This is a genomic window from Pseudoflavitalea rhizosphaerae, from assembly GCF_003991355.1.
GTDB classification, from domain to species: domain Bacteria; phylum Bacteroidota; class Bacteroidia; order Chitinophagales; family Chitinophagaceae; genus Pseudobacter; species Pseudobacter rhizosphaerae.
In genome coordinates this window covers 418,261-439,076 of sequence record NZ_RCSU01000004.1, presented here as the reverse complement: position 1 = coordinate 439,076, position 20,816 = coordinate 418,261, and the positions used below count along the sequence as shown (strand labels likewise).

At 46.7% G+C, this 20,816-nt stretch carries 16 protein-coding genes and 1 riboswitch; of the genes, 6 read left to right on the top strand and 10 right to left on the bottom strand.

What is annotated here, in order from left to right; translation table 11 throughout:
* Positions 1 to 38: 38 nt before the first annotated feature.
* Both D9Y29_RS09825 and D9Y29_RS09820 read right to left on the bottom strand, forming a co-directional pair.
* Complete coding sequence (locus D9Y29_RS09825; RefSeq protein ID WP_127127507.1) at positions 39 to 1,388, bottom strand: DUF5074 domain-containing protein; 1,350 nt, start codon at positions 1,386 to 1,388, stop codon at positions 39 to 41.
* Positions 1,389 to 1,479: 91 nt separating this feature from the next.
* Positions 1,480 to 1,689: riboswitch (cobalamin riboswitch) on the bottom strand.
* 234 nt (positions 1,690 to 1,923) lie between these two features.
* On the bottom strand, positions 1,924 to 2,373 hold the full coding sequence (locus D9Y29_RS09820) for a hypothetical protein (RefSeq protein ID WP_127127505.1): 450 nt from the start codon (positions 2,371 to 2,373) through the stop codon (positions 1,924 to 1,926).
* A gap of 340 nt (positions 2,374 to 2,713) precedes the next feature.
* Between D9Y29_RS09820 and D9Y29_RS09815 the strand changes: the two genes are divergently transcribed.
* On the top strand, positions 2,714 to 4,546 hold the full coding sequence (locus tag D9Y29_RS09815) for a hypothetical protein (protein ID WP_127127503.1): 1,833 nt from the start codon (positions 2,714 to 2,716) through the stop codon (positions 4,544 to 4,546).
* Between the two features lie 74 nt (positions 4,547 to 4,620).
* Here the strand turns inward: D9Y29_RS09815 and D9Y29_RS09810 are convergent, their stop codons facing one another.
* The 6 genes from D9Y29_RS09810 to D9Y29_RS09785 all read right to left on the bottom strand — a co-directional run bounded on the left by D9Y29_RS09810 (position 4,621) and on the right by D9Y29_RS09785 (position 12,763).
* A complete protein-coding gene (locus D9Y29_RS09810) occupies positions 4,621 to 5,757 on the bottom strand; it encodes a TlpA disulfide reductase family protein (RefSeq protein WP_127127501.1) in 1,137 nt (378 codons plus the stop codon).
* A 17-nt stretch (positions 5,758 to 5,774) separates the two neighbouring features.
* Positions 5,775 to 7,286 carry a RagB/SusD family nutrient uptake outer membrane protein gene (locus D9Y29_RS09805; RefSeq protein ID WP_127127499.1) on the bottom strand — a complete coding sequence of 504 codons (1,512 nt, stop codon included), beginning with the start codon at positions 7,284 to 7,286 and terminating at the stop codon, positions 5,775 to 5,777.
* Between the two features lie 16 nt (positions 7,287 to 7,302).
* Entirely contained in the window at positions 7,303 to 9,783 is a 2,481-nt protein-coding gene (locus D9Y29_RS09800; protein ID WP_164735339.1) for a TonB-dependent receptor domain-containing protein, read from the bottom strand.
* Between the two features lie 26 nt (positions 9,784 to 9,809).
* Positions 9,810 to 10,472: a carboxypeptidase-like regulatory domain-containing protein gene (locus tag D9Y29_RS09795; protein WP_478356356.1), complete on the bottom strand. Its 663-nt coding sequence runs from the start codon at positions 10,470 to 10,472 to the stop codon at positions 9,810 to 9,812.
* A gap of 587 nt (positions 10,473 to 11,059) precedes the next feature.
* Complete coding sequence (locus tag D9Y29_RS09790; RefSeq protein ID WP_127127493.1) at positions 11,060 to 12,100, bottom strand: FecR family protein; 1,041 nt, start codon at positions 12,098 to 12,100, stop codon at positions 11,060 to 11,062.
* 66 nt (positions 12,101 to 12,166) lie between these two features.
* Positions 12,167 to 12,763, bottom strand: coding sequence for an RNA polymerase sigma factor (locus D9Y29_RS09785; RefSeq protein WP_164735337.1), 597 nt, complete (start codon positions 12,761 to 12,763; stop codon positions 12,167 to 12,169).
* Between the two features lie 157 nt (positions 12,764 to 12,920).
* On the opposite strand from D9Y29_RS09785, the gene D9Y29_RS09780 reads away from it, so the two are divergent.
* A complete protein-coding gene (locus D9Y29_RS09780) occupies positions 12,921 to 14,210 on the top strand; it encodes a flavin monoamine oxidase family protein (RefSeq protein ID WP_127127489.1) in 1,290 nt (429 codons plus the stop codon).
* Between the two features lie 13 nt (positions 14,211 to 14,223).
* On the opposite strand, the gene D9Y29_RS09775 is transcribed toward D9Y29_RS09780, so the two are convergent.
* A complete protein-coding gene (locus tag D9Y29_RS09775) occupies positions 14,224 to 14,745 on the bottom strand; it encodes a MutS-related protein (protein WP_164735336.1) in 522 nt (173 codons plus the stop codon).
* A gap of 45 nt (positions 14,746 to 14,790) precedes the next feature.
* On the opposite strand from D9Y29_RS09775, the gene D9Y29_RS09770 reads away from it, so the two are divergent.
* On the top strand, positions 14,791 to 15,657 hold the full coding sequence (locus tag D9Y29_RS09770) for a glycoside hydrolase family 16 protein (protein WP_127127485.1): 867 nt from the start codon (positions 14,791 to 14,793) through the stop codon (positions 15,655 to 15,657).
* Between the two features lie 32 nt (positions 15,658 to 15,689).
* Here D9Y29_RS09770 and D9Y29_RS09765 read toward each other — a convergent pair whose 3' ends face one another.
* Entirely contained in the window at positions 15,690 to 16,043 is a 354-nt protein-coding gene (locus D9Y29_RS09765; RefSeq protein ID WP_127127484.1) for a response regulator transcription factor, read from the bottom strand.
* 319 nt (positions 16,044 to 16,362) lie between these two features.
* Here D9Y29_RS09765 and D9Y29_RS09760 point away from each other — a divergent pair, with 319 nt between their 5' ends.
* From D9Y29_RS09760 to D9Y29_RS09750, 3 genes are read left to right on the top strand one after another with little or no spacing between them, the layout of a single operon-like run.
* The gene (locus tag D9Y29_RS09760) at positions 16,363 to 17,685 is read left to right on the top strand and encodes a S8 family peptidase (RefSeq protein ID WP_127127482.1); all 1,323 of its coding nucleotides are present in this window, start codon (positions 16,363 to 16,365) and stop codon (positions 17,683 to 17,685) included.
* Between the two features lie 12 nt (positions 17,686 to 17,697).
* The gene (locus tag D9Y29_RS09755) at positions 17,698 to 19,776 is read left to right on the top strand and encodes a hypothetical protein (protein ID WP_127127480.1); all 2,079 of its coding nucleotides are present in this window, start codon (positions 17,698 to 17,700) and stop codon (positions 19,774 to 19,776) included.
* A 45-nt stretch (positions 19,777 to 19,821) separates the two neighbouring features.
* Positions 19,822 to 20,805, top strand: a complete 984-nt coding sequence (locus D9Y29_RS09750; protein WP_206513752.1) for a hypothetical protein — start codon at positions 19,822 to 19,824, stop codon at positions 20,803 to 20,805.
* Positions 20,806 to 20,816: the final 11 nt, after the last annotated feature.

Here is a 20,816-nt window from a genome sequence, read left to right as displayed (position 1 = left end):
CACTCGCCAGAGGCGAGCGACTGCCAGCTCTCCGATTCTTAATAGTTGTCCGTGAAGAAAATGCCAGCAGGGAAATTCGTATAATTCTTATAATTGGCGCTGAGTGATATGCCGTTACTGAAATCAAAAGCGCTGATACTATTGATCAGGTAATTCATGCCATAGCCTTTAATGGTATTCAAATACACTTCACCAGTTATCGGATGAACCGCAATATTGTTGTACACGATACCTGCATCTTCCACTTTTGTTTTGGCATCCACCAGGAACTCTGTTGCACCGGTACTGAAGATATGCCGGTGGATTCTTGTACCTGCTCCACTGAAATAAAGGGTATCCCCTTTGGCAGTGATCCCCGGCGTTGCGCCCCAGCCTGCACTAAGGCTGCCGGTAGTGATCTCGTTGGCCCTGATCAGGGAATAATCCCTGTAATTGACCTTGGATATCTTTGCAGGTGAAGTAGTGGTTGACACCCAGATATTCCCATCACTGGCTCTAACCACGCCGCTCACACTAGCCTTCATATCAACACCGTAAGTGAGCGTATCTTTACCGGCTTCTATTACATACACTTTCGTGCCCGCGGCTGCAAATACTTTATTGTTCGAAACAGCCATGGTCAGTTTGGCGGCTGATCCGGAACCTTTGATGAAAGTAAGCGCTTTGGTTATTGTATTGAAACGGTGCAAGCCACTATTATCCCGGATGATCACATTCTCTTCATCGAGTACTGCAATATGGGTAGGCCAGCTCAGTGTTGACAATTCTTCATTGTATGCAGCTTCTCTTGTTAGTGTTTCAGCATTGGCCACTACCAGTAATCCATCATTATCAAATGGATTGTTCATGGCATTCTTTTTTCCATTTTGAGAAATGATGTACATTTTATTGTTATGGATATACAGGTCCTGCGTTGTATTCCCAAGGTGAGTGCCATTTGCTTTAAAATAGGCGCTGTCAGTGACTTTCCCGCCGGGGCTGATAAAGATGAGGCTTCCGTTTTCCGTTGTCATGTTTCCTTCATTCAATACAAATATGCCATGTTTGTACTTGCCATGCACATTTATATTTACCTGTGAGGCTGCTTTCTTATTATTCCTGGTGGTGATCACAGAAACTGTATGCTGCCCCGTTTCAGCAGCAACAAATTTGAAGATCGAATCTGCAACGGCTGCATCCCTGCCATCAATTGCCCATGTAAAAGTACTTCCCGGAGCAGCTTTCGCTTTAAAAACGAGTGTGTCTTCCTGTGCAACACTGTTTTGTGCAAGTACATTTAGAATTTCAACTTCAGAGGTCTCATCCTGCGATACCTTATCATCTTTAGAACAGGATACAATAGTAGTGCTGGCGATAAACGCCAAAAATGCCCATACGTTTTTCTTCATAAAAATTAACCGTTATCAGTAATGATGGAAATAAACAGGTACTGAATATTTTCTATTCATGCTGTTTTCAAAGCCTCGTCCGCGAAAGCTTTAAAAATAAACTGCATTGGCAGGTCTCCTGACTTGTTCTCACTTTGAACGGCCTTCCCATTTTTATTTCACTTAAAAACAGTGGCAAGTAGATCACAAAGTGTTTGTTACAGAACTTACAGTAGCGGGTCTGTTCAGGATTTGCACCTGATTCCCTATTAATTCCAACACCGTGAAACGGGTGTTGAAAACCATTGCAGCGCGAATGTAGTACAATTAATCGATACAGGATGGATCTAAGAAGAGGCTGACTAGAAAGGTCAGAGAGCTGGCAGTCGCTCGCCTCTGGCGAGTGACTTGTATTAGTTCGCCTCCGGCGAACACCGCGTCGCCAGAGGCTATTGAATAAAACTCACTCGCCTCCCGGCGAGCGAGTGGGCTCCCCAAAATTCTAAGATAATAGCTTTTGGGGCAGCCCCAATTTGCAAAAAGGAAAACAGGAAAACTATTTTTCCGGAGCGGTAAGTTTCTTCAGTTTATTTTCTTCCCTGGAGAGATTCTTTTTCAGCTTATTCAATTTCTTTTCAGTTTTATCTACTGAACTTTCCGCTTTTCTTACTTTTTTGGCCGCCTTCCTCGCTGCACTGGCAGCTTTATCAGCTCTCCTGGTGGCGGCTTTACTGTGCGCATCGCGCTGCAGGTTCTGTGCATGCTGGTAATTCTTATCTGCCAGTTCTTGTGATTCGAGTTTCAGTTTGTGCAAATCTTCCTTTTTTTCTTTGAGGTCCAGTTCCAGCGTTAGAGAATCGATCTTATACTGACTGATACGTTCCTGCATTTTCAGTATTTCCTGTTCTTTTTTCAATCTCGCTATGGAATCAGGCGCGGAACTTTGGGAAAATCCAACCATTGACAAAAGCACAATGCAAAAGGTAAACAGAGCATTTTTTTTCATACGCGTTAATGATTAATTGATAAAGATGCATTAAAACAAATCCCTGGTTGTCAGGGTAACTGGGTAAACTACAAACCTACAGGAATGGATCCAACAAAATCCATCAGGATCTTATTACAACAATCCGGCAGCATATTTCATGCATTTGGTATTGCAATTTACATGTAATACCATTTCCCGCACCTGCCCGGTCTGCCTTTGCTCCAGTTCTCTCTACTTTTGCCTGCTCAACAAGATTTCAAAGTGTATGAAACATCCCATCTTTTTACTTTTTTCGTTATTGCTCCCGTTTTGCGGGCTTACACAAAATCCCGAGGAGTGGAGTGGAACTGCGAGGTTTGTGAGGAAAAGTGTTGGCAAGGTCAATTATCAAACCAGTACAGTAACCTATACCATCGATATCGCAGTTAAGAAAGGCGTAGGACAGGCAACAGTCTCTTATTCCGTGAACCTGGTAGACAACAATCCGGACGGCTCTTATTCAGAGATCGGCTCCTGTTCCAAGACCGCCGAAACGGAATTGAGCCTCTCGTTCTCTGAAGATGGGAAATATTATTCAATAGCACTGGCTGCGCCTGCCTGTGAAGGATTGATGACCATAACAAGGGATGGTAATTCAGGTAACAGGGAATTTGGAGCGGATGAATCCACTTTTCAATTGGAAGACAAAGAGTGGGGTGATGATCAAAATGTGCTGAAAGGCGAAGAAAGATCTAAAACAGGCTCTGATGGATCATATTCCGAAGAGATCTATACCTGGAATTTCACCCGCAACTCGCAGGAACCTGACCTCCTGGTGCTGAGCCCCAACTACCAAACATGGCTTCCCCAACCTGGCACAGCTGAACATGTTTCCGGCTCCATGATTGCCGTGAATTTACAATTGAAAAGAAAGGATGGCAGGAAACTGGATGTAAAAGCAAAGGAATTCTTCGTGCAACTGTTGAACACATCCAATGAGCCGGGCATTACCATCAACTTCCCCGCTAAAGCAATGATCAAAGGGGAATACGATATGAAGCTCGCAGACAAAGGCCTGAGGCCAGCCCAATACTTCGACGGTCAAAAATTCACTATCCCCTCAGAAGATGGGGAAACAGGCATGTTCTATATCCTGGCATATGACGGCGGTGCATACGCGAACCTGGAAGTAAAAGCCATTTTGAATGATGGCACGGAAATAAAGGGGCATTATGAAACGCCCACCGGACCTACTTCCATCCCTTATCCTTACCGCGACTATGGAAAGAAAATTGCCAAAGCATGGCTGGAAGCCAACGGCAACCCGAATGAAACCGACGACAGGGAAACTACACCCGGCTCCAGTTATAAGGGCGACGGATTAACTGTGTATGAAGAGTACAGAGGCGTGTTTACAGCATATGGATTTACCAGGCTCAGCCCCGTAAAAAAAGAATTAGGCATCAGGGTAGACATGAACCAGCTGTCATTGTTCCAGAAAGGGATAAACCTGTTTGCAGCACTCACCAATATCACCCCACTGCTCTGCGATGTAACGCAAATGGACGATACACGCATCCTCAACAGGAATAGCCTGATGCGCTCCGGAGACCAATACGGCCTTTACATCAAGGTCGCGAACATTGGTAATGAGAAAGGACAGATACTCCCTGTTGCCGAATTCAAGACCACTAAAAACAGCAAAGAGATTAATATCAATACCACCGGTATCATGAAGTGCTACGACAGCATGGCCGCTGTTCATAAGCTGCCGTACACCGCAGAAGAAGAGTTAAGCCATACCGTTGCCCATTTTCTCTGCCGTGGCGTAGGCATTCCGGCCCATGGACCTGCAGGTAACAATGAAGTGGTGAGTGCTGGCAACAGCACAGGGTTGAAGGTCCAGTACCTGATGGAAGACGGCAAGCCCGCCGGTTCCGCTCCGAGTCTCCGGAAGAACCTCGTGGGTGGTCCGCACAATGATGCCAGTGGCGATGCCGCCTGCCTCATGTGCCTCAATAACAAATATGAATGGTCCTACACCAAAAACGGAAGCAATATCATTTACAGGAAAGTTCCGGCGCAGGCATTTGGTAAAAAACTATGCGCCTCACCGTTAGGGACCCTGATCAATAAAAACGGACAATATTTCGGAAATGCTGCCGACGGTCGCGGTAATTGCGGATCACATATTCAAGTAAAGAGCTGGTGATCCCTATGTAAGGGCACATGAAAAAGGGCGGCTCATAAGTTGAGCCGCCCATTCCTGTTACGATCTATCTTCTATTAAACTGCTTTCTTATATTTCTCCAGGGTTTCCGCTGCACGGTCTTTTACTTCCTGTTTCTGTTCTACCAGCGAAGTATCAGCGAGAATGGCCACTACCCTTTCCTGAGTTTTTACAGCCTCTTTCATTTTTCCACTTCTAAAATAAGCTTCGGCCAGGTTGCTGTAAGCATAAGGATCATCCGGTGCGCACCTGGCCACCGCCAGCTCCATGATCTGTACGGCCAGCGCATAATCCGGTTGCCGACCCTGCGGATATTTGGTATCGGATATGGCTTTTGAAAGGGTTTGCAATAAGAGCGGATTATTGGCATGTTTCTTTGCCGCATCCAGTGCAAACTGTTTCGCTTTTTTCGGATCGGTGGCGCGCAGGTGCTCATATTTTGCTGCCAGCAGGGTTTCCAGCATGAAGGGCTGCACTTCATTCACAGCTTCAGTGGCAGCAAGAATATCGGCAGTGTTGCCAGATTTTTTCGCTTCATCCAGTTTGGCGCGCAGTTCTTTCACTTTTTCATAATTCTTCTTTCTTTTTGCAGTCAGCTCTTCCCTGGCCGCATCATCAAATTTGCGTTGAAGCACCAGGTCCGCCACTTCATCCAGCCCGGACATGGGATGACCGATCCAGGCGATCCTGCCTTCCTGGTCAATCACAAAAGATGCGGGAATGCCGCCCAGTCCAGCTGCTTTCATCCAGGTATTCCAGGTAGTGCCTTCGCGTACATCGGCAGCAACTGTATAGTCCATACCATCACCGAGGTTCTTTACGAAATTTTCCACTTTGGTGATATAATCACCGTTCTTGTTTTTCCCTGCGATCAGCTCCTGTACATCAAAACCTATCACGGTTGCTTTGCCTTTGAGCTTATTTGCCAGTTCAGAAAGATGCGGCATGGCAGCGCGGCAGGGCCCGCACCAGGTTGCCCAGAATTCAACAATGTAAACATGACCCGGTTGAAAGGAATTCACCGGCTGCCCCTTTATCCATTTTTCCGCCACTAACGGTGGCGCCTGATCGCCTACTTTCAAAGTGACGGGTGGCCTCGAAGATGCTGCGGCAGCTCCTTGTGCGCAGGCTATTGAGGTGCTGAACATCAACACGAAGCCCAGTGCGCATGAAAACAGGATTGTTCTTTTCATCGGTATACTTTTATTTTTTAGAATGCACGGGTATCCAAAGGAACACCCCACTGCGGGTTGTATTGTAAGATGAGGTTGGAGATGGGAAGAATGAAATCATCTGAATCGATCGTTCCCTCGTAAGATTGTGATCCTACCATATGCGTGATATTGGTTTTGGACCAGGATTTTCCGGCATCGAGCGTGTAACGTTTCAGGTCCAGGAATCGCTTGAAGTGGGCGAGCGGCAGTTCCCTTCTTCTTTCTTCCAATACCAGTTTGATCACTTCATCCTGCGTGCCGGTGGCGAGATCAGGTGTGCCGGTAACATATCTGAATTTCCTGAGTGTGTTAAGGTCTGCAATAGCTTTATCCGGTTCATTGGTCCTTGCATAACCTTCTGCACGCATCAGCAATACCTCGGGCCAGGTGAAGCCTGCCGTCATCTGTGTTTTGGCCCCGCGATAATACTGAACCTGGTTGCCATCGTCGTAGGTTACGCCATTGTAGGTGGTTTTGTAACCCGGCGCGGTGAGGAAAAAATATTTGTAGCGGAGGTCTGTGGCCTGATCAAACAGGGCTTTGAACTCAGCGGAAGGATAAGAACTGGAAGAACGGCCTGCCCCATTATCAGTATTCCTGAACAGGAGGACCTCCCGGTTATTCGGTTGTGCCAGCAGGTTATCAGGACCTTTCAGCTCGCTGGTCACGGGATTGGCAGGATCGGCCCAGAAGAATGTATTGTAATCATAGATCAGTTTTGCCGCGTTGCCGCCGGAAGCTGCATTCCAGGCCAGGTTACTGTAATGAACCACACTATCGAACTTGCGCGTGAACAGGTGATAGTAGGCCAGCAATGCCCAGGCAGCATTTTTGTTGGGACGTGAAGGCCAGCTGGTAACGGTTGGCGCATCCGCCAGTACGTTGTGAATATCACCGAGCACTTTTGAATATACTTCTTCCTGCGTGGACAGCATCGGCATGGGTGCACCCATATCCGAGCTGGTTAGGTATGGGATCGTTTTTCTCGAATTGTCTCCACCTGGTTTGTATACTGGTCCGTATACCATGGTAGTGATAAAATAAGACCAGGCCCTGTTCACCGTTGCCTGCGCCACCACCTGGCGGGCATATTCATCCTTCGAATAATCTCCGAGCCCTGTAATGCCATCGATCACGTTATTGAAATAAGCCATGCTGCGATAAGTACCCCAGTCCCAGAAATAATCGGAAGTGTTGGGATTCTTGAAGGGAGCCCGGAAAAGATAACTGTAATACCGGTCGATATTCGGATGGTTATTGGCTTTATAACTGACCTCACCGATACCTTCAGACAATGCGAGGTTATCAGTAAAATAGCCAAGCGTACTGCCTGTATTATTATCCAGGAATACCCATTGAACGATATTGGTATTGTCCAGCAGTTTGTCGAAGTCGGCTACATCTGAAGGGATCAGTCTTCCCTTCGGCTTAACATCGAGGTATTTATTGCAGGATGAAAAGCCAATGGCCGTCAGTAAAAAAAGTATTGTGCAATATTTTGTTCTCATTGTATTATGCTTTTGATCAGAGACCGAGTGTGATGCCAATATAGAATTCAGGACGCAGCGGCAGCGAAGTGAAACCTTGTTCTGTGAAAGCGCCGGTTCCGCCAGTTGTATTGATCTCCGAAGTTTCAGGGTCCCTTCTGTCTGAGTTGGCAGTGATCATGAATAAATGCCTTACCTGGAATTGCAGTCTCACATCTGAGAAACCTGCCTTATTAAAGAAACCATTGTTCATATCATAGCTGAGGGTGATATCGCGCATCTTCAGGAAATTGGCGCTTTCCACCAGTACATCAGAGTAAGGGAAATAGAACATATCCATATTCCAGGCCGTAAGTTTGGGATAGATGGTATTGGCTTCATCACCTGGCTTCCTCCACCTGTTGGCCACATTCTTGTTGATATAGTTGGAGCCGGTGAATGCATCTTTACGCAATACATTTCCCAACTTGGCGATCAGCATGAAACTCAGATCGAATCTTCTATACCTGATGGTATTGGTAAGGCTGAACGCATGCGGCGGCCTCAGCGTTCCGGAATACACGAGATCTGCAGCTTTCACGTTTCCGCCCACCACTTTTTCTTTTCCATTATTATAGAATTGTGCAATCCCATTATTGTCGAGCCCTGCAAATCGATAGCTGAACAAAGCATTGGCCGGATATCCCTGTCTCAGGATAGAACCGGAAGTGAGCTGTGTTGCATACTGGTAATTCACATTATAATTCACTACTTTGTTTCGGTTGTAACTGTAGTTCACCAGCAGGTTCCATACGATATCCCTTGTTTTCAGCACATCGGTGTTCAGACTTATTTCGATACCATTATTATTGATCTGGCCTACATTCTTGGTAAGTGATGCAAAGCCACGGGTTGGATCAATGGCATCGCTGGCCAGCAGGTCTGTACTCTTCTTGAAATAATAATCAACAGACAGGTTCACGTTTCCCTTCGCGAAGCTGATATCCGTTCCCAGGTTAATGGTATTGGTGCGCTCCCATCGCAGTGAATTATTGGGAGGGGATGATATGCTGTGTGAAATGCCGCCGGTAAGATTGGAAAAGCTTCCGGCAGTGATGATCAGGAAGGGGCCTGAGTTCAGTGAAATGTTTCCGTTTACACCATAGGAACCGCGCAGGTACAGTTTATCTATCCAGGAAACATCAAAGAATTTCTCCCTTGAAATTTTATAGGTACCGCCTACAGACCATAATGGTTTGTAACGGTATTTGGGGTCGGTGCCGAAGAAATTGGTTTGATCGATGCGTACACTACCACTTACCAGGAAGCGGTTATCGTATTCATAGGAACCATTCGCATAGAAAGAAACGAAACGGTTATCCCTGAAAGCATAGGAACCGCTGGTGGCGGAAATTTTTCCGGCAGAACGGTACATATCGCTATTGTAGATGGTGGTGCTGTAATCGGCATAGTTGAAAGGAACAAAAGTCCCTGCAAGATCATTGTACCCGAAGCGCGTAGGCATCGTGTTATTGTCTACAATATCACGTCTTACTTCCGATCCTCCCAGCACCGCGATCCTGTGCAGTTTTCCTATTCTTTTATTGTAGGTCAGCTGCGCCCTGATAGTGAAGTCTTCGTTCATATTGCGGGCTTCATTGATCATATCGCCATCAGGAATATAATGTTTGGATGGATTGGAGATGGAAGTGGCGTCGTTATACGCGGCTCTCAAACGGTAAGCATCTTTCTTATACAATGTTCTTTCCATCCTGCTGCCTCTCGTCCAGAGCCCGCCTGTTTCCAGGTTCAGTCCTGGCGCCAGTGAAATATTCACGGAGGCCCCCATCCTGATCTGAAAATCCTTTATGCTGGTGTTTTCCAGCGCCAGGTCTTCCAGGGGATTATAATGGAGCGACTTCATATTGGTGAGGGCAGCATATCGGTCTATTGATTTTTGATTGGCATAAAATACATCCTGCGGATTACCTGTTGCAGGGTCCACCACCATATCATACGGTTGCAGTACCGATGTGGAAGTGTAAGCCAGCATATCCTGCCAGGTGCGCACAGGCTTATCTTCATTGTAGTAATTCACGTTGGCGAATACCTGCACTGATATTTTGTTGTTGGGTTTCCAGATATTCTTCACATCGAAGATCACCCTGGAATCATCGGTGCGGACCACGTTCCGGTTATTGGCCATGTATTTCAATGCAGCCACTGTACGGTTCTTTTCGCTGCCACCAGACAGAGAGATATTGTGTTGCTGCAGGAACTGTTTCCTGAAGAGATGGTCCTGCAGCTGGCCGATGCCATCGTTCTTTTTCAGTTGTTCGATCTCCGCATCATAAGCAGCCTGTGTGATCCAGTTCTGTGAGCGTGCAACACTCAGGTAATTCACTCTCGACATTACCTGGTAATTGTTATAGGAATTGAGAAAACTGTTCGGGTCCTGGTTGTACAGATCCAGTTCGGCATCCACATAATCAGCAGCAGACGTTCTGTTGAGGTAAGACAGTTCCGGTTTCAATACCATACCCACACTCCCCCTGTATTCCACACTCATCTTGCCAACAGCTCCCTGNCACTCCCCCTGTATTCCACACTCATCTTGCCAACAGCTCCCTGTTTGGTGGTGATCACTATCACACCATTGGAAGAGCGCGCGCCATAGATGGAAGCGGCTACTGCATCTTTCAGCACAGTGATGCTTTCGATATTATCCACGTTCACACTTTCCAGTCCACCTGTAATAGGGAAGCCATCCACAACAATCAGCACATCCCTGATGCCCGAACTCATGGTAGACACCCCTCTTACTTCGATATTCCCTTCTTTGGTAACCACTACTCCCGCAGCCTGCCCTTCAAGCGCAGCAATGATGTCTGGTTTCAATTTGGAGCGAAGACGTGTGGGATTGATGGAAGAATATGCGCCGGTGGCGCGTTCCCTGGAAATGGCCTGGTAACCCGTATTCACCACGGTCACTTCCTGCAGGTCTGCTGCTTTTTCTGCCGCCAGCCTGATCTCGATATTCCTGTTACCGTGTATTGAAAGTTCCTGCGTGGTGAAACCAATGGCGCTGACAGAAATGATGGCATTGGCCGGCACGCCTCTCAGCACGAACCTTCCCTGCTCGTCGGTGGTTTCTCCCATTCGCGTTCCTTTTACCATTACGGAAGCAAAGCCTACGGGAATTGATCTTGCATCGAGTATCCGTCCCATGACGGTGATGGTTGTATCAACCAGAATTGCCGGCGCCGCTAAAGTAACCGGAGAAATGCCGATGACGTTCTTGTTAAGTAACCTGTAACGCATTCCCAGTTCAGGCAGGATACGCTCCAGCACACGCACCAGTGGTTCATCTTTCGCAATCACATCAATCTTGTGTGTAATGGGAACGAGACTGGTGCTGTAGGAAAAACGATAATCAGTTTGCTTTTCTGCGAGACGGAAAAAACGTTCCAGTTTGATCTGACGTTCTACAATAGTTACTTTGACGTTCTGGGAAAATCCATTCGCGGACACATGCAGCGTGGAGGCTACCATTATGAAGATTGTCCATTTCATCGCTCGTAAAAGTTTTTTCCTGATACTGCGGTGAAATCCGGCCTTTAACAGGTCTGATCTCATAAGCAGGAATGCATGCCGGTCCAGGTCAAAAAACGGACCTGAGGTGTTGCAATTTTGCATACCTTTAGTTTTGATTTTTGGTTATAATTTGAAACAGCTATGTTCTCAACGCAAAACTGTTTCGATATCTGAAAATCGGGGATGTTAGCGCATCCCCTTTTTTATGCACTCATTTTTTCTCAGTATAGTATGTACAAGCCGTTATTCTCCATTTTATATTTAACCATAGGGATCGAGAATTGAATAGCTTCCAGTACTTTCTCCAATGTTTCTCCTTCAAAGCTTGCCGTGTACAGGAGATTTTTGAGGGAGTCGTTCTCGATTCTTATTTCGATGCCGTACCATTGCTGCATTCGGGCGGCTGCTTGCTGCAGTGTTTCATTATCGAAGACCAGCTTGTTCTTTGTCCAGGCAGTCTCCACTACTTCATCGAAGATCTTGTTCACATGGATGCTGTCGATCCTCGGCATCAGCAGTTTCGTTTTCTTTTCCACCTGTACGGTTTTATCTTTTTCCACCTGACCGGTTTTGCGAATGATCATCTTCTGCATAGGTTTTAAAAGATATTCGCCAGACAGGCCGGTCTCTGTTTTGATCCTCACCTGTATTGCTCCTCTCACCAGTGATGCCACTTCCGTTTCTTCCGAAGGATAGGCCCTTACATTGAATGCGGTACCCAATACTTTCACTTCCGATGCTTTGGTATGAATGATAAAAGGTTTCTTTTCATTGCTTTTAATATCGAAATAAACCTCTCCTTCCAATGTTACTTCCCGGTCGGTTTCATCGAAATGTTCCGATAGGGACAAGGTGCTTCCGCTGTTGATGATCACCTGGGAACCATCCGGCAGACGAACGCTCTTACGCTCTCCGTTCTTTGCAGCAAAGATCCTGTGCTGATCAGGCTGCAGGTACCAATAGATGCCACCTGCCAGAACCAGCAGCAATACGGCTGCTGCTGCGTAATATCTCCATTTTCTCCAGCCCGTGACAACAATTGCCTCCTCCATCGACTCCCTGCTATCGAGCTGTTTTTCCATTTCGATGTGAAAGGCATCACTCATCTGCCTGTCAGGAATATCCGGCAGCACCCGGTACAGCTTGTTGTAAATGGCTTTGTAATCGTCATCGTTCATATCCTTCAATTCTTCCAGGAAGGCATGCAACTCTTCCTCGGAATAATTGCCGGTGGCTATTTTTTCAATAATTGCATCAGTCATATCATGCCTGTTAATGTATAGTTCGTTTGAGCGGAAGGAAAGTATACCTTCCGGGATAAGATTTTTTTAGCAGTAACTGGCAGCGGCAAGCAACAAGGGTAATAACCAGTCAGGATTCTTCCTGAGCTGCTCTTTTACCGTTCTGATAGCGGTGTAAAGATTCTTCTTTACCGCATGAGTTGTGATCTGAAGTTGTGCAGCGATCTGGTCAAGGGAAAGATCTTCCGACATCCGCAGATCGAAGATCTGCCGCTGCCTGGGCGGCAACGCGGCTATTGCTTTCATGGCATAGGAATGGTATTCAACATACAGCACATCCTCTTCCGGTGAAAGAGAACTGCTTTGGGAGAGCTGTTCCAGGTTCCCTGCGGCTCTTTTTTTGACAGCCGACTTCCTTCTCAGATCTATCAGCTTGTTCCTGGCCATCCGGAAGAGAAAAGGTTTGAAATTCCTGATTGCAGGCATTAGTTCCCTTTTTTCCCAAATGGAAAGGAAAACATCCTGTATGATCTCTTCGGCATCATGCCGGGATTCATGCGTGAGTGGATACAGCAGCCGGTACAATAAGGGTGCGTAGTGAGAATAAAGGCTGGAAAAAGCAGTCCTGTCGCCGTTTACACAGCGCCTGATCAGTATTGGTTCGTCAACAAGCTCACTTTTCATCTTCATATATTATTCCCTTTCCTTCAATCGGGCCTGGCAAAATAAATTCCTGGCCCGCCATTAACGGGGAACAGGAAGGTTTGATTATGAAGGATTGAATGCAGTTAGTAAGGATAGTAGCCTGTTGCAATAATACAATTTTGTAATTTCATTTTCTATGGAACAATATGAATTCATTATTGTGGGCGCTGGCGCAGCCGGACTGATGGCTGCCAGGGAATTGGCAAAAGCCGGTAAGAAAACCATTTTACTGGAAGCAAGGGACCGCATTGGAGGCCGGATCCATACAGCTTCTGTTGGAAACAATGATCATATTGAATACGGCGCCGAATTCATTCATGGTGATCTTCCCCTTACAAAATCATTACTGAAAGAAGCCAGCCTGGCCTTTCATCAGACTGAAGGCTCCTGGTGGCAATTCAGGAATGGAGAGCTCATACAAAGCCAGGAGATCATTCCTGACTGGGATACATTCGCTGAAAAACTGAAATCATTAAAGGAAGACCTTCCGCTGCTGGATTTCCTGGATCAACACTTCAACCAACCACAATATGCGGTACTCAGGGAAGCAGCGATCCGCTTCGCTACCGGCTATGATACGGCTGACCCGGCAGATGCAAGCACTTTTGCATTGCGTGAAGAATGGCTGGGAGAAGAAGATAATCCGCAATACCGGATCAACAAAGGTTACCGCAGCCTGATGGAATTCCTGAGGGATGATTACCTGGAACAAGGCGGACAACTTCGTTTATCCTCACCCGTTAAGGAATTGCATTGGGAAATGCAATCGATAAAAATAATCACGGCAGGCAGGGAAACGTTCCTGGCGCAAAAAGTGATCATCACCATTCCGCTGAATGTATTGAAGGCTCATCCCTCACAGGAAGGGAGCATTCAATTCTTTCCTGCCGTTACAGAATATATGGATGCGGTGAAGAAAATCGGCATGGGCGCCATCATTAAGATACTCCTCCAATTTGATCATCCATTCTGGAAAGAGCAGGGAGAAAAGTTCCATGACCTGCAATTCATATTGTCTGAAGAACCGGTCCCTACCTGGTGGACGCAGTTCCCGCAGGAGTCTGGCCTGCTGACCGGCTGGCTCGGCGGACCTCCCGCAAAGGAATGGGCGAATACAGGTAAAAAGCGTTTGCTCAATTTGGCTATCAATTCTCTGGCAAACATCTTTCATAAGAATGCAACTGATTTACATGCATTACTCAGGGGCGCAGAGATCATTGACTGGACTTCCGATCCTTATACACTCGGTTCTTATACTTACGCAACGGTGGACACTGCAGGAGTGATGGATTTCCTTCAACAGCCTGTTGCTGAAACGATCTACTTTGCAGGTGAGGCTTTTTACAAAGGCCCTTTGATCGGCACCGTTGAAGCAGCATTCACCAGTGGGAAAGCAGTAGCAGGAAAGGCATTGCTGAAAGTATGAGACTGTTCTTTCGTTAAGCGGGAAACCAACTATCATCAATTCCTAATAATTGTAAGAGACCAGCATTCTCAAAAAGTATCATCCCTAATTTCAGATCTGAACTCCCGGCTTTCACTTCGTAGGTGAATTGAGGAATACCATTACTGATACCGGATGCTATGTACAGGAGATCGACCGGACTATCATCAGTGATACCGAGGTCCTTTAACCTGTAATGTGTGGAAATCAGGAAAAAGGAATTGCTGAATACAGAAATCCCTTTTACAGCAATACGCAGGATATTGATGGCGTCTTCGCTATTGGTGCCGCTGAACATTTCATCGAAGACGGCAAATACACGATGGTCGCGGGCTTTGAGAACCACTGATTTGAAGTTTTGAACCTCCATCATAAAATGGCTGTAGCCCTGAGAAAGATCATCCTTTGAGGAAATGAACACATTGATATCATCAACAAATACAATTTCTGCATTAAGCGCAGGAACCGGTAATCCTGTTACATTTTTCAAAAAATCTTTCCTGAAGGCAGTTTTCACTGTGGTAATAATTTGTAGATTTAGTTGTAAGAAAAAACAAAAACTATGCGTATTGGCTTTGTTTTCTTAATACTCGCAGCTTTTGCCCTGCTGGCCTGCGGTTCACAAAGTACTTCCGGGTCCGGCAACAATGCTGCCACCAAATATAACGGAGAAGGATACGACCTGGTATGGTCGGATGAATTTGATCAGTCCGGCCGTCCCGATTCTTCCAAATGGAATTATGAACAAGGCTTTGTACGTAATGAAGAATTCCAATGGTACCAGCCGGAAAATGCACTTTGTGAAAAGGGAGTGCTTGTAATAGAAGCGCGCAAAGAAGAGAAAGCCAATCCAATGTATTCAACGGAAGTTAAAGACTGGCGCGGGAAGCGGCCAAACATAGAATACACATCCAGCTGTCTTATCACCTCTGGCAAAGCCCAATGGCAATACGGACGGTTTGAAATGCGGGGCCGCATCGATATCAGTGATGGACTATGGCCGGCCTGGTGGACGCTTGGGATCGATAAGCCCTGGCCAGCAAATGGAGAGATCGATATCATGGAGTATTATCGTAAAATGCTGCTGGCGAATATTGTTTGTCTAGGCAGGGAAGGGCGCCAGGAATGGCATAGCAATACTTTTTCAACAGATTCTCTGGGAGGTGAAGCCTGGGCAAATAAGTTCCATGTATGGCGAATGGACTGGACGGAAAAATACATTGCATTATTCATCGATGATCAACTACTGAACAAAGTTCCAACGGACTCACTGGTGAATAAAGATGGATCGGGATTCAATCCTTTCAAACAACCACATTATATGTTGCTGAACCTGGCCATTGGCGGACAGAACGGTGGCAATCCTGAAAACACATCTTTCCCCCGCAGATTTGAAGTAGATTGGGTGAGGGTATATCAGAAATTATAAAGACCATTTGTATCTAAAGATGCAGCCCGGACTTATTTCATATGACTAAATACTTTAGATACCAGTTCAACAGTATTCTTGACTTTGAATTTGTTCTTGAGGTTCTTTTTATGCGTAACCACCGTGGTTTCACTAATGAAAAGGATCTGCGCAATCTCCTTGGCGCAAAGTCCTTCGGCCAGAAGATCCAGTACTTCCCTTTCCCGCCTCGTAAGAACAGGCGCCGGTTCTAATGGAACATGCCTTTCGGCTGGCGACTGAACCGCATTGCCCACCAAATCAGGAAAATGCTGATACAGGTAATGAATAAAATTATGCGTGCTGAAGAAATGATCACGAATGATCGCATTGATCTGTTCCAACAACACATTGTCTTTTAGCATCATGGTTTTCTGTTTTGCCTGCACAAAAAGGTTATGCTAAATCAGGCGCCTGCTGCCTTTCAGCAACTTCAGGATGCCGGGTTGAGTGGTGTAAAGTGGTGGGGATCGCTAAGATAGGTACAAGAATATAAAGCTAAGATTATATTTCTGAAAATAATCAGAAATGAGGATACCACTTAGTGGTATTCTTTGAAAACCAATTCTCTCAATTTTCACATTTCCTCAAAAATGAGGATTGACTTCGCTTTTGTATGATCTTACTTTTGATATTGAATTTTCAGGTTCTCCCACCAGATAACGCTAATGAACAACCGCTTTTATCATGAAACCGCATCTGATCATAAAATTGAAAACAGGTATAGACGCAATCGATGCGCCTTACTGGGCTGATTTTATAGATAACAGATCACTGGCGGTGGACAGGTTCCAGCAGGATATCGACAAACTGATGCAGACCAACCAACTCAATTTCTGGGTTACAAAAGAATACAAACCGAAACAACAACGCTCCGTTGATCCCGTTACCAACGGGTGGAGCAAAGAAGAAATTGAATCAGGCCTCAACCGGATTTACCGTATCATTTTACAGGAAGACAAGCAACTGCCTCCTGCACTGGTAGAGCAGATCAGGCTGATCCCCGTGGTGGAAAAAGCACAACCGGGGATCATCGGCATTGCTGAACTGCCCGATACAGCCCTCTCCTTTTCACAGGCATCCAACCTCGACAGGTCCGGCAAACAGATCTTCCTTGAAGAAGCACAACTCTACAGCAAAGGACATCCTGCGGTAAAGATCGCAGTACTCGATACCGGAGTAGACCTTAGCCATCCTGAGATAAACCATTCACTGCTGCCGGGCATGGACTTCGTGGATATCCTCGACGGCGCTGACCGTTTCATCGGCGACTTTATAGGTGAGGATTCCGAACCTGACGATGAAGTGGGCCATGGCTCGCATGTAACCGGCATCCTCTGCGCAAAAGGCATTAAAATGCCGATGGGCGTAGTGCCCGAATGCAAAGTGATCCCCGTGCGCGTACTCGGCGCCATGAACAACCACGGAAAAAAAGTAGGCGCCGGCCTGATCGATAATATCAGCGCAGGCATCAAATGGGCCGTTGACCAGGGCGCGGATATCATCAATATGAGCCTTGGCGTAAAACATACCGGGGGAGGCCTCCCCCATAAGGAAGTGATCGAATATGCCATCAGGAAAGGAGTGACCGTGGTAGCTGCATCCGGAAATGACGGCACCAATGATCGCTACTATCCCGGCGCACTCAATAATGTGATAGCTGTGGGTGCTGTGGATTATGACGACAAGATCACCGGCTTCTCTACTTATGGCAGTCATATATCCCTTGTTGCGCCTGGTTTCCAGGTATACAGTGCCGGCCTCGGTCATGGATACTCGTTTGCTTCCGGAACTTCCCAGGCATCGCCTTTCGTGGCGGGAGCCATCGCCTTGCTTAAATCTTACGCATTGAAAAGATCCAGGAAACTGACGGACGCTCAACTGAAACATATTCTGAAAATGACGGCAGACAGAAACTTCCCGGGGTTCAAGGATATCAGGTACGGATATGGAAAGATCAACCTGATGGACGCCATCAAGTTCATGGACTATAAATTTTTTAACAATTAAACGCCAAAGATTATGTCTTTATTCAAATCATTCAACCCTTCTGATCTGGACGCCTTACCCATGAATGGCGACTCCATGCCGGATCTCGAAATACTGGAGCCCACCAGGTTAAGATCGGATTTCGATATCTCCGCCCCTCCTGTAAAGGCGGACAAGATGGTACAGAAGGCCATCGATGAGATCTGCGCCTACATTGTGCAGGACCCCTGGAGTGAAACGGGAATAATGGACAAAGACAGCGGCGATTTCCAGGAAAAAAAACAATGGAAGGACGATAATGATGCAAAGAGCGAAGCCATTGAAACGCGTCGCACACTGGAAGATAATCGTAATAAACTGGAAGAAACGAATAACCAGCTCAAAACATTACAACCCAACAGCGGGGAATACAAAAAACTCATCAAGCTCAAAGAAGAGCTGGAAGCCGGCATTGCAGATATTGAAGTACGCCTGAAGAAACTCCAGGAAGAAGTGATCGCGGAAAAGATCAGCAAGAGTGCATTTGTGCAATTGCTCATCAGCCATTCCAGGAACTATCGCAGAGGAAAGAAACGCAAAGCAGGCAGGCATCCCGGCTCCGGTGGCATCTTCCTGCCAGGGCAATACTGGATGAAACAGGAATTGCTGGCAGCAGGCCTTACAGGCGAGATCGGAAAAACCTCGGCCCGCATCCGCAAAAGCAGTATCGACAATAACCTCCGGCTCCTGCTCAGCAATGAGCCCATCTATGTGGCATGCCTCTACAGAGCATTCACCATAGACAAAGTGAAAGACTCCGATGGATTCTTCAACCGCATTCTCCTGTATGCAGACCAGGCACAGGATGAAGTTAATGAACTGGTGGCCGAAGATTATTTCGAAAGTTCACACCTGGACGATGAGCAGTTAGACAAATCAGCATTCCTGGAACTCATCCGTAATTCCCGCTTCAGTTATGCATCCGGAAGGCCCGCCACTTTCATGAAAACACGGATCAGCAGCATGATGAAATACGGCAGGCTGCCCAAATACGTGAATGATTATTTCGCGCAGAACGAGATCCCCGCATCCAAAGGCACTACGGAGATCAAAACCAAAATGGTAGAATATCTCTACAAACTTGACCTCCAGATCAGCGGCGACTCACTGCCTCCCAACCAGTACGATGAATACTTTGCTAACGCATACGCCTATGCGGCAAAACTGGGTACTTCAGACAGCGATCCTGTAAGGAATGTGTATTCCGATATTTCAGTAGACAGCTTCGATTTCAAAGTGGATTATTTTGATGACGAAGAAGGACAATATATCGACCGAAAGAATATCCTCGGCGCCGGCGTGCTCTTCTACACCAAAGTGCTGGCCGATGATCTCGGCATCCTCCGTATTGCAGACGCCATCCTGATGGCCTGGACACAAGGCAAGCTGGATATCCCGCAGGGTGAAACAGCCACTAAGCTTTACCGTTACTACAAGCTCCGGAAAGAAAGAAGCACAGCCGAAGAACGCGCCATGTTCTACAAGATCGTGTTCAATACAGGTGATGCCGAAGTGCTGGAGAACAGCGTGGTGAACACAGAATTCGCGCAACTCTGGACCGTTCTCATGAACGAGACCGTGAAATACATCCAGAAATTCGAAGCCAACGACAATGCCTTCGAATATGTTTCCAAGATCGGCGTATACCATGCCATCAAGAACCTTCAATACAATCTTTCCGTGTTCATGAGCGGTATGATCAAAGCCCTTCTGCCTGAAATGTATGCACAGCTCCAAAGCGCTATCGATTTGCTGAAACGTCCGGAAATTGTACAACAGCTCGGACAGGGCTACCAGCGCAATATGTGGAAGGTGATCGAAAGGGTCAGCTCTGATGCCTTCGGCGTGATCCCTAACGTGGCCGCCCTCCGCACCATTGCCGTGAAAGGACATAGCATCTTCACAGATATCGCCCAGTTTGATGAAGCCAGCTATCCGGAAGAAAAATTCCGCGCACTGCTCGACAATATCACCGAGTTCATCACTGCCAACGGAAACGTGGAAGAAATGCTTAACGATATCGAAGATGATGCAGAAGCAGAACCGGAAGAAAAGGACGACTGGAAATTCTAATGTAACAACAGACAGGTATTGATCATTTTCTTAAACAATCCGATTATGTCAAATTTATCACAACAGGATATTCTCAGTATGGCGCGCAGCCATGCCCGCTCGGTGTTGGCTGCTACGCCCACCTATAAAGTGATGCCGCTGAACGATCAGAAAACCATCTACCAGGACCTGGTGAAAGACAAATACGATACGCTTTCCCGGCAACACGGCCTTGTTACCGAAATGGCCATCAACGACAAAAGACATGAGAAGAATTTCAATGGACTGGTGGATAATTTTGAAGACCTGATAGATAGTGTAGACTTCCCCCAGTTTGTGAAAGACCTGCTCAAATCTGTGTTTGATGCGAATATCTCCGTGATGCGCGCGCAAACAGAAGAATATATCCGCCTGATGAAACAGGCTACCAAGAGCGTGGCTGAGTTGATCAAAGGAGTGAAAGACGATGATACTTTCGCCTATCTCGCCGAAAACAAATCAGACCAGTTCAATATCTCCATGGATAATGGGAAGATCTCCCTCACCAAACCTGATGGTGGAAAAGTAGACATGGAAGACAATGAAGTGAAGGCAAAGATCATGGAAGCCAAGATCGCCATGGCACAGGAACACAGGGCGATGCTACGTGAAGTGTTGCTGATGGGCGTTACCCGCCTGGTGGTGGAAAAAGGAACTGTGGAAGCCGGCGTGATCTTCGATGTACAGGGCAACCGGGAAGCCAACCGTGCAGATATGGTGAACACCAATGAACAATCCAGCGGCGGCGGCAGTGGCGGCTTCAATCTTTTTGGGATCATCAGCGCAGGTGGTGGCGGTAATAAAACCAAATCGAAAGTGACTGTGTCTTCCGCCAACAGCAAGAACACAGATCAACTGAAAGCTAATCTAACCGGTAAGGTGAAGATCGATTTCAAGACAGATTATTTCAAGCTCGACAATTTCGCGGCCATGTATGCGAATGGCGCCTCCGGCAAGCAGGCGCAACAGCAACCACAACAGGGCAGCGGCTTCCCGATTCCAGCAAAATAATGAACACAGCG

Coding starts and splice junctions, on each gene's coding strand:
- D9Y29_RS09810 (WP_127127501.1), bottom strand. CDS start 5,757: ATGAAAAGAACAATCCTGTTTTCATGCGCACTGGGCTTCGTGTTGATG.
- D9Y29_RS09825 (WP_127127507.1), bottom strand. CDS start 1,388: ATGAAGAAAAACGTATGGGCATTTTTGGCGTTTATCGCCAGCACTACT.
- D9Y29_RS09785 (WP_164735337.1), bottom strand. CDS start 12,763: ATGAAAAGTGAGCTTGTTGACGAACCAATACTGATCAGGCGCTGTGTA.
- D9Y29_RS09770 (WP_127127485.1), top strand. CDS start 14,791: ATGCGTATTGGCTTTGTTTTCTTAATACTCGCAGCTTTTGCCCTGCTG.
- D9Y29_RS09800 (WP_164735339.1), bottom strand. CDS start 9,783: ATGGTATTGAAACCGGAACTGTCTTACCTCAACAGAACGTCTGCTGCT.
- D9Y29_RS09790 (WP_127127493.1), bottom strand. CDS start 12,100: ATGACTGATGCAATTATTGAAAAAATAGCCACCGGCAATTATTCCGAG.
- D9Y29_RS09765 (WP_127127484.1), bottom strand. CDS start 16,043: ATGATGCTAAAAGACAATGTGTTGTTGGAACAGATCAATGCGATCATT.
- D9Y29_RS09755 (WP_127127480.1), top strand. CDS start 17,698: ATGTCTTTATTCAAATCATTCAACCCTTCTGATCTGGACGCCTTACCC.
- D9Y29_RS09820 (WP_127127505.1), bottom strand. CDS start 2,373: ATGAAAAAAAATGCTCTGTTTACCTTTTGCATTGTGCTTTTGTCAATG.
- D9Y29_RS09805 (WP_127127499.1), bottom strand. CDS start 7,286: ATGAGAACAAAATATTGCACAATACTTTTTTTACTGACGGCCATTGGC.
- D9Y29_RS09780 (WP_127127489.1), top strand. CDS start 12,921: ATGGAACAATATGAATTCATTATTGTGGGCGCTGGCGCAGCCGGACTG.
- D9Y29_RS09750 (WP_206513752.1), top strand. CDS start 19,822: ATGTCAAATTTATCACAACAGGATATTCTCAGTATGGCGCGCAGCCAT.
- D9Y29_RS09760 (WP_127127482.1), top strand. CDS start 16,363: ATGAAACCGCATCTGATCATAAAATTGAAAACAGGTATAGACGCAATC.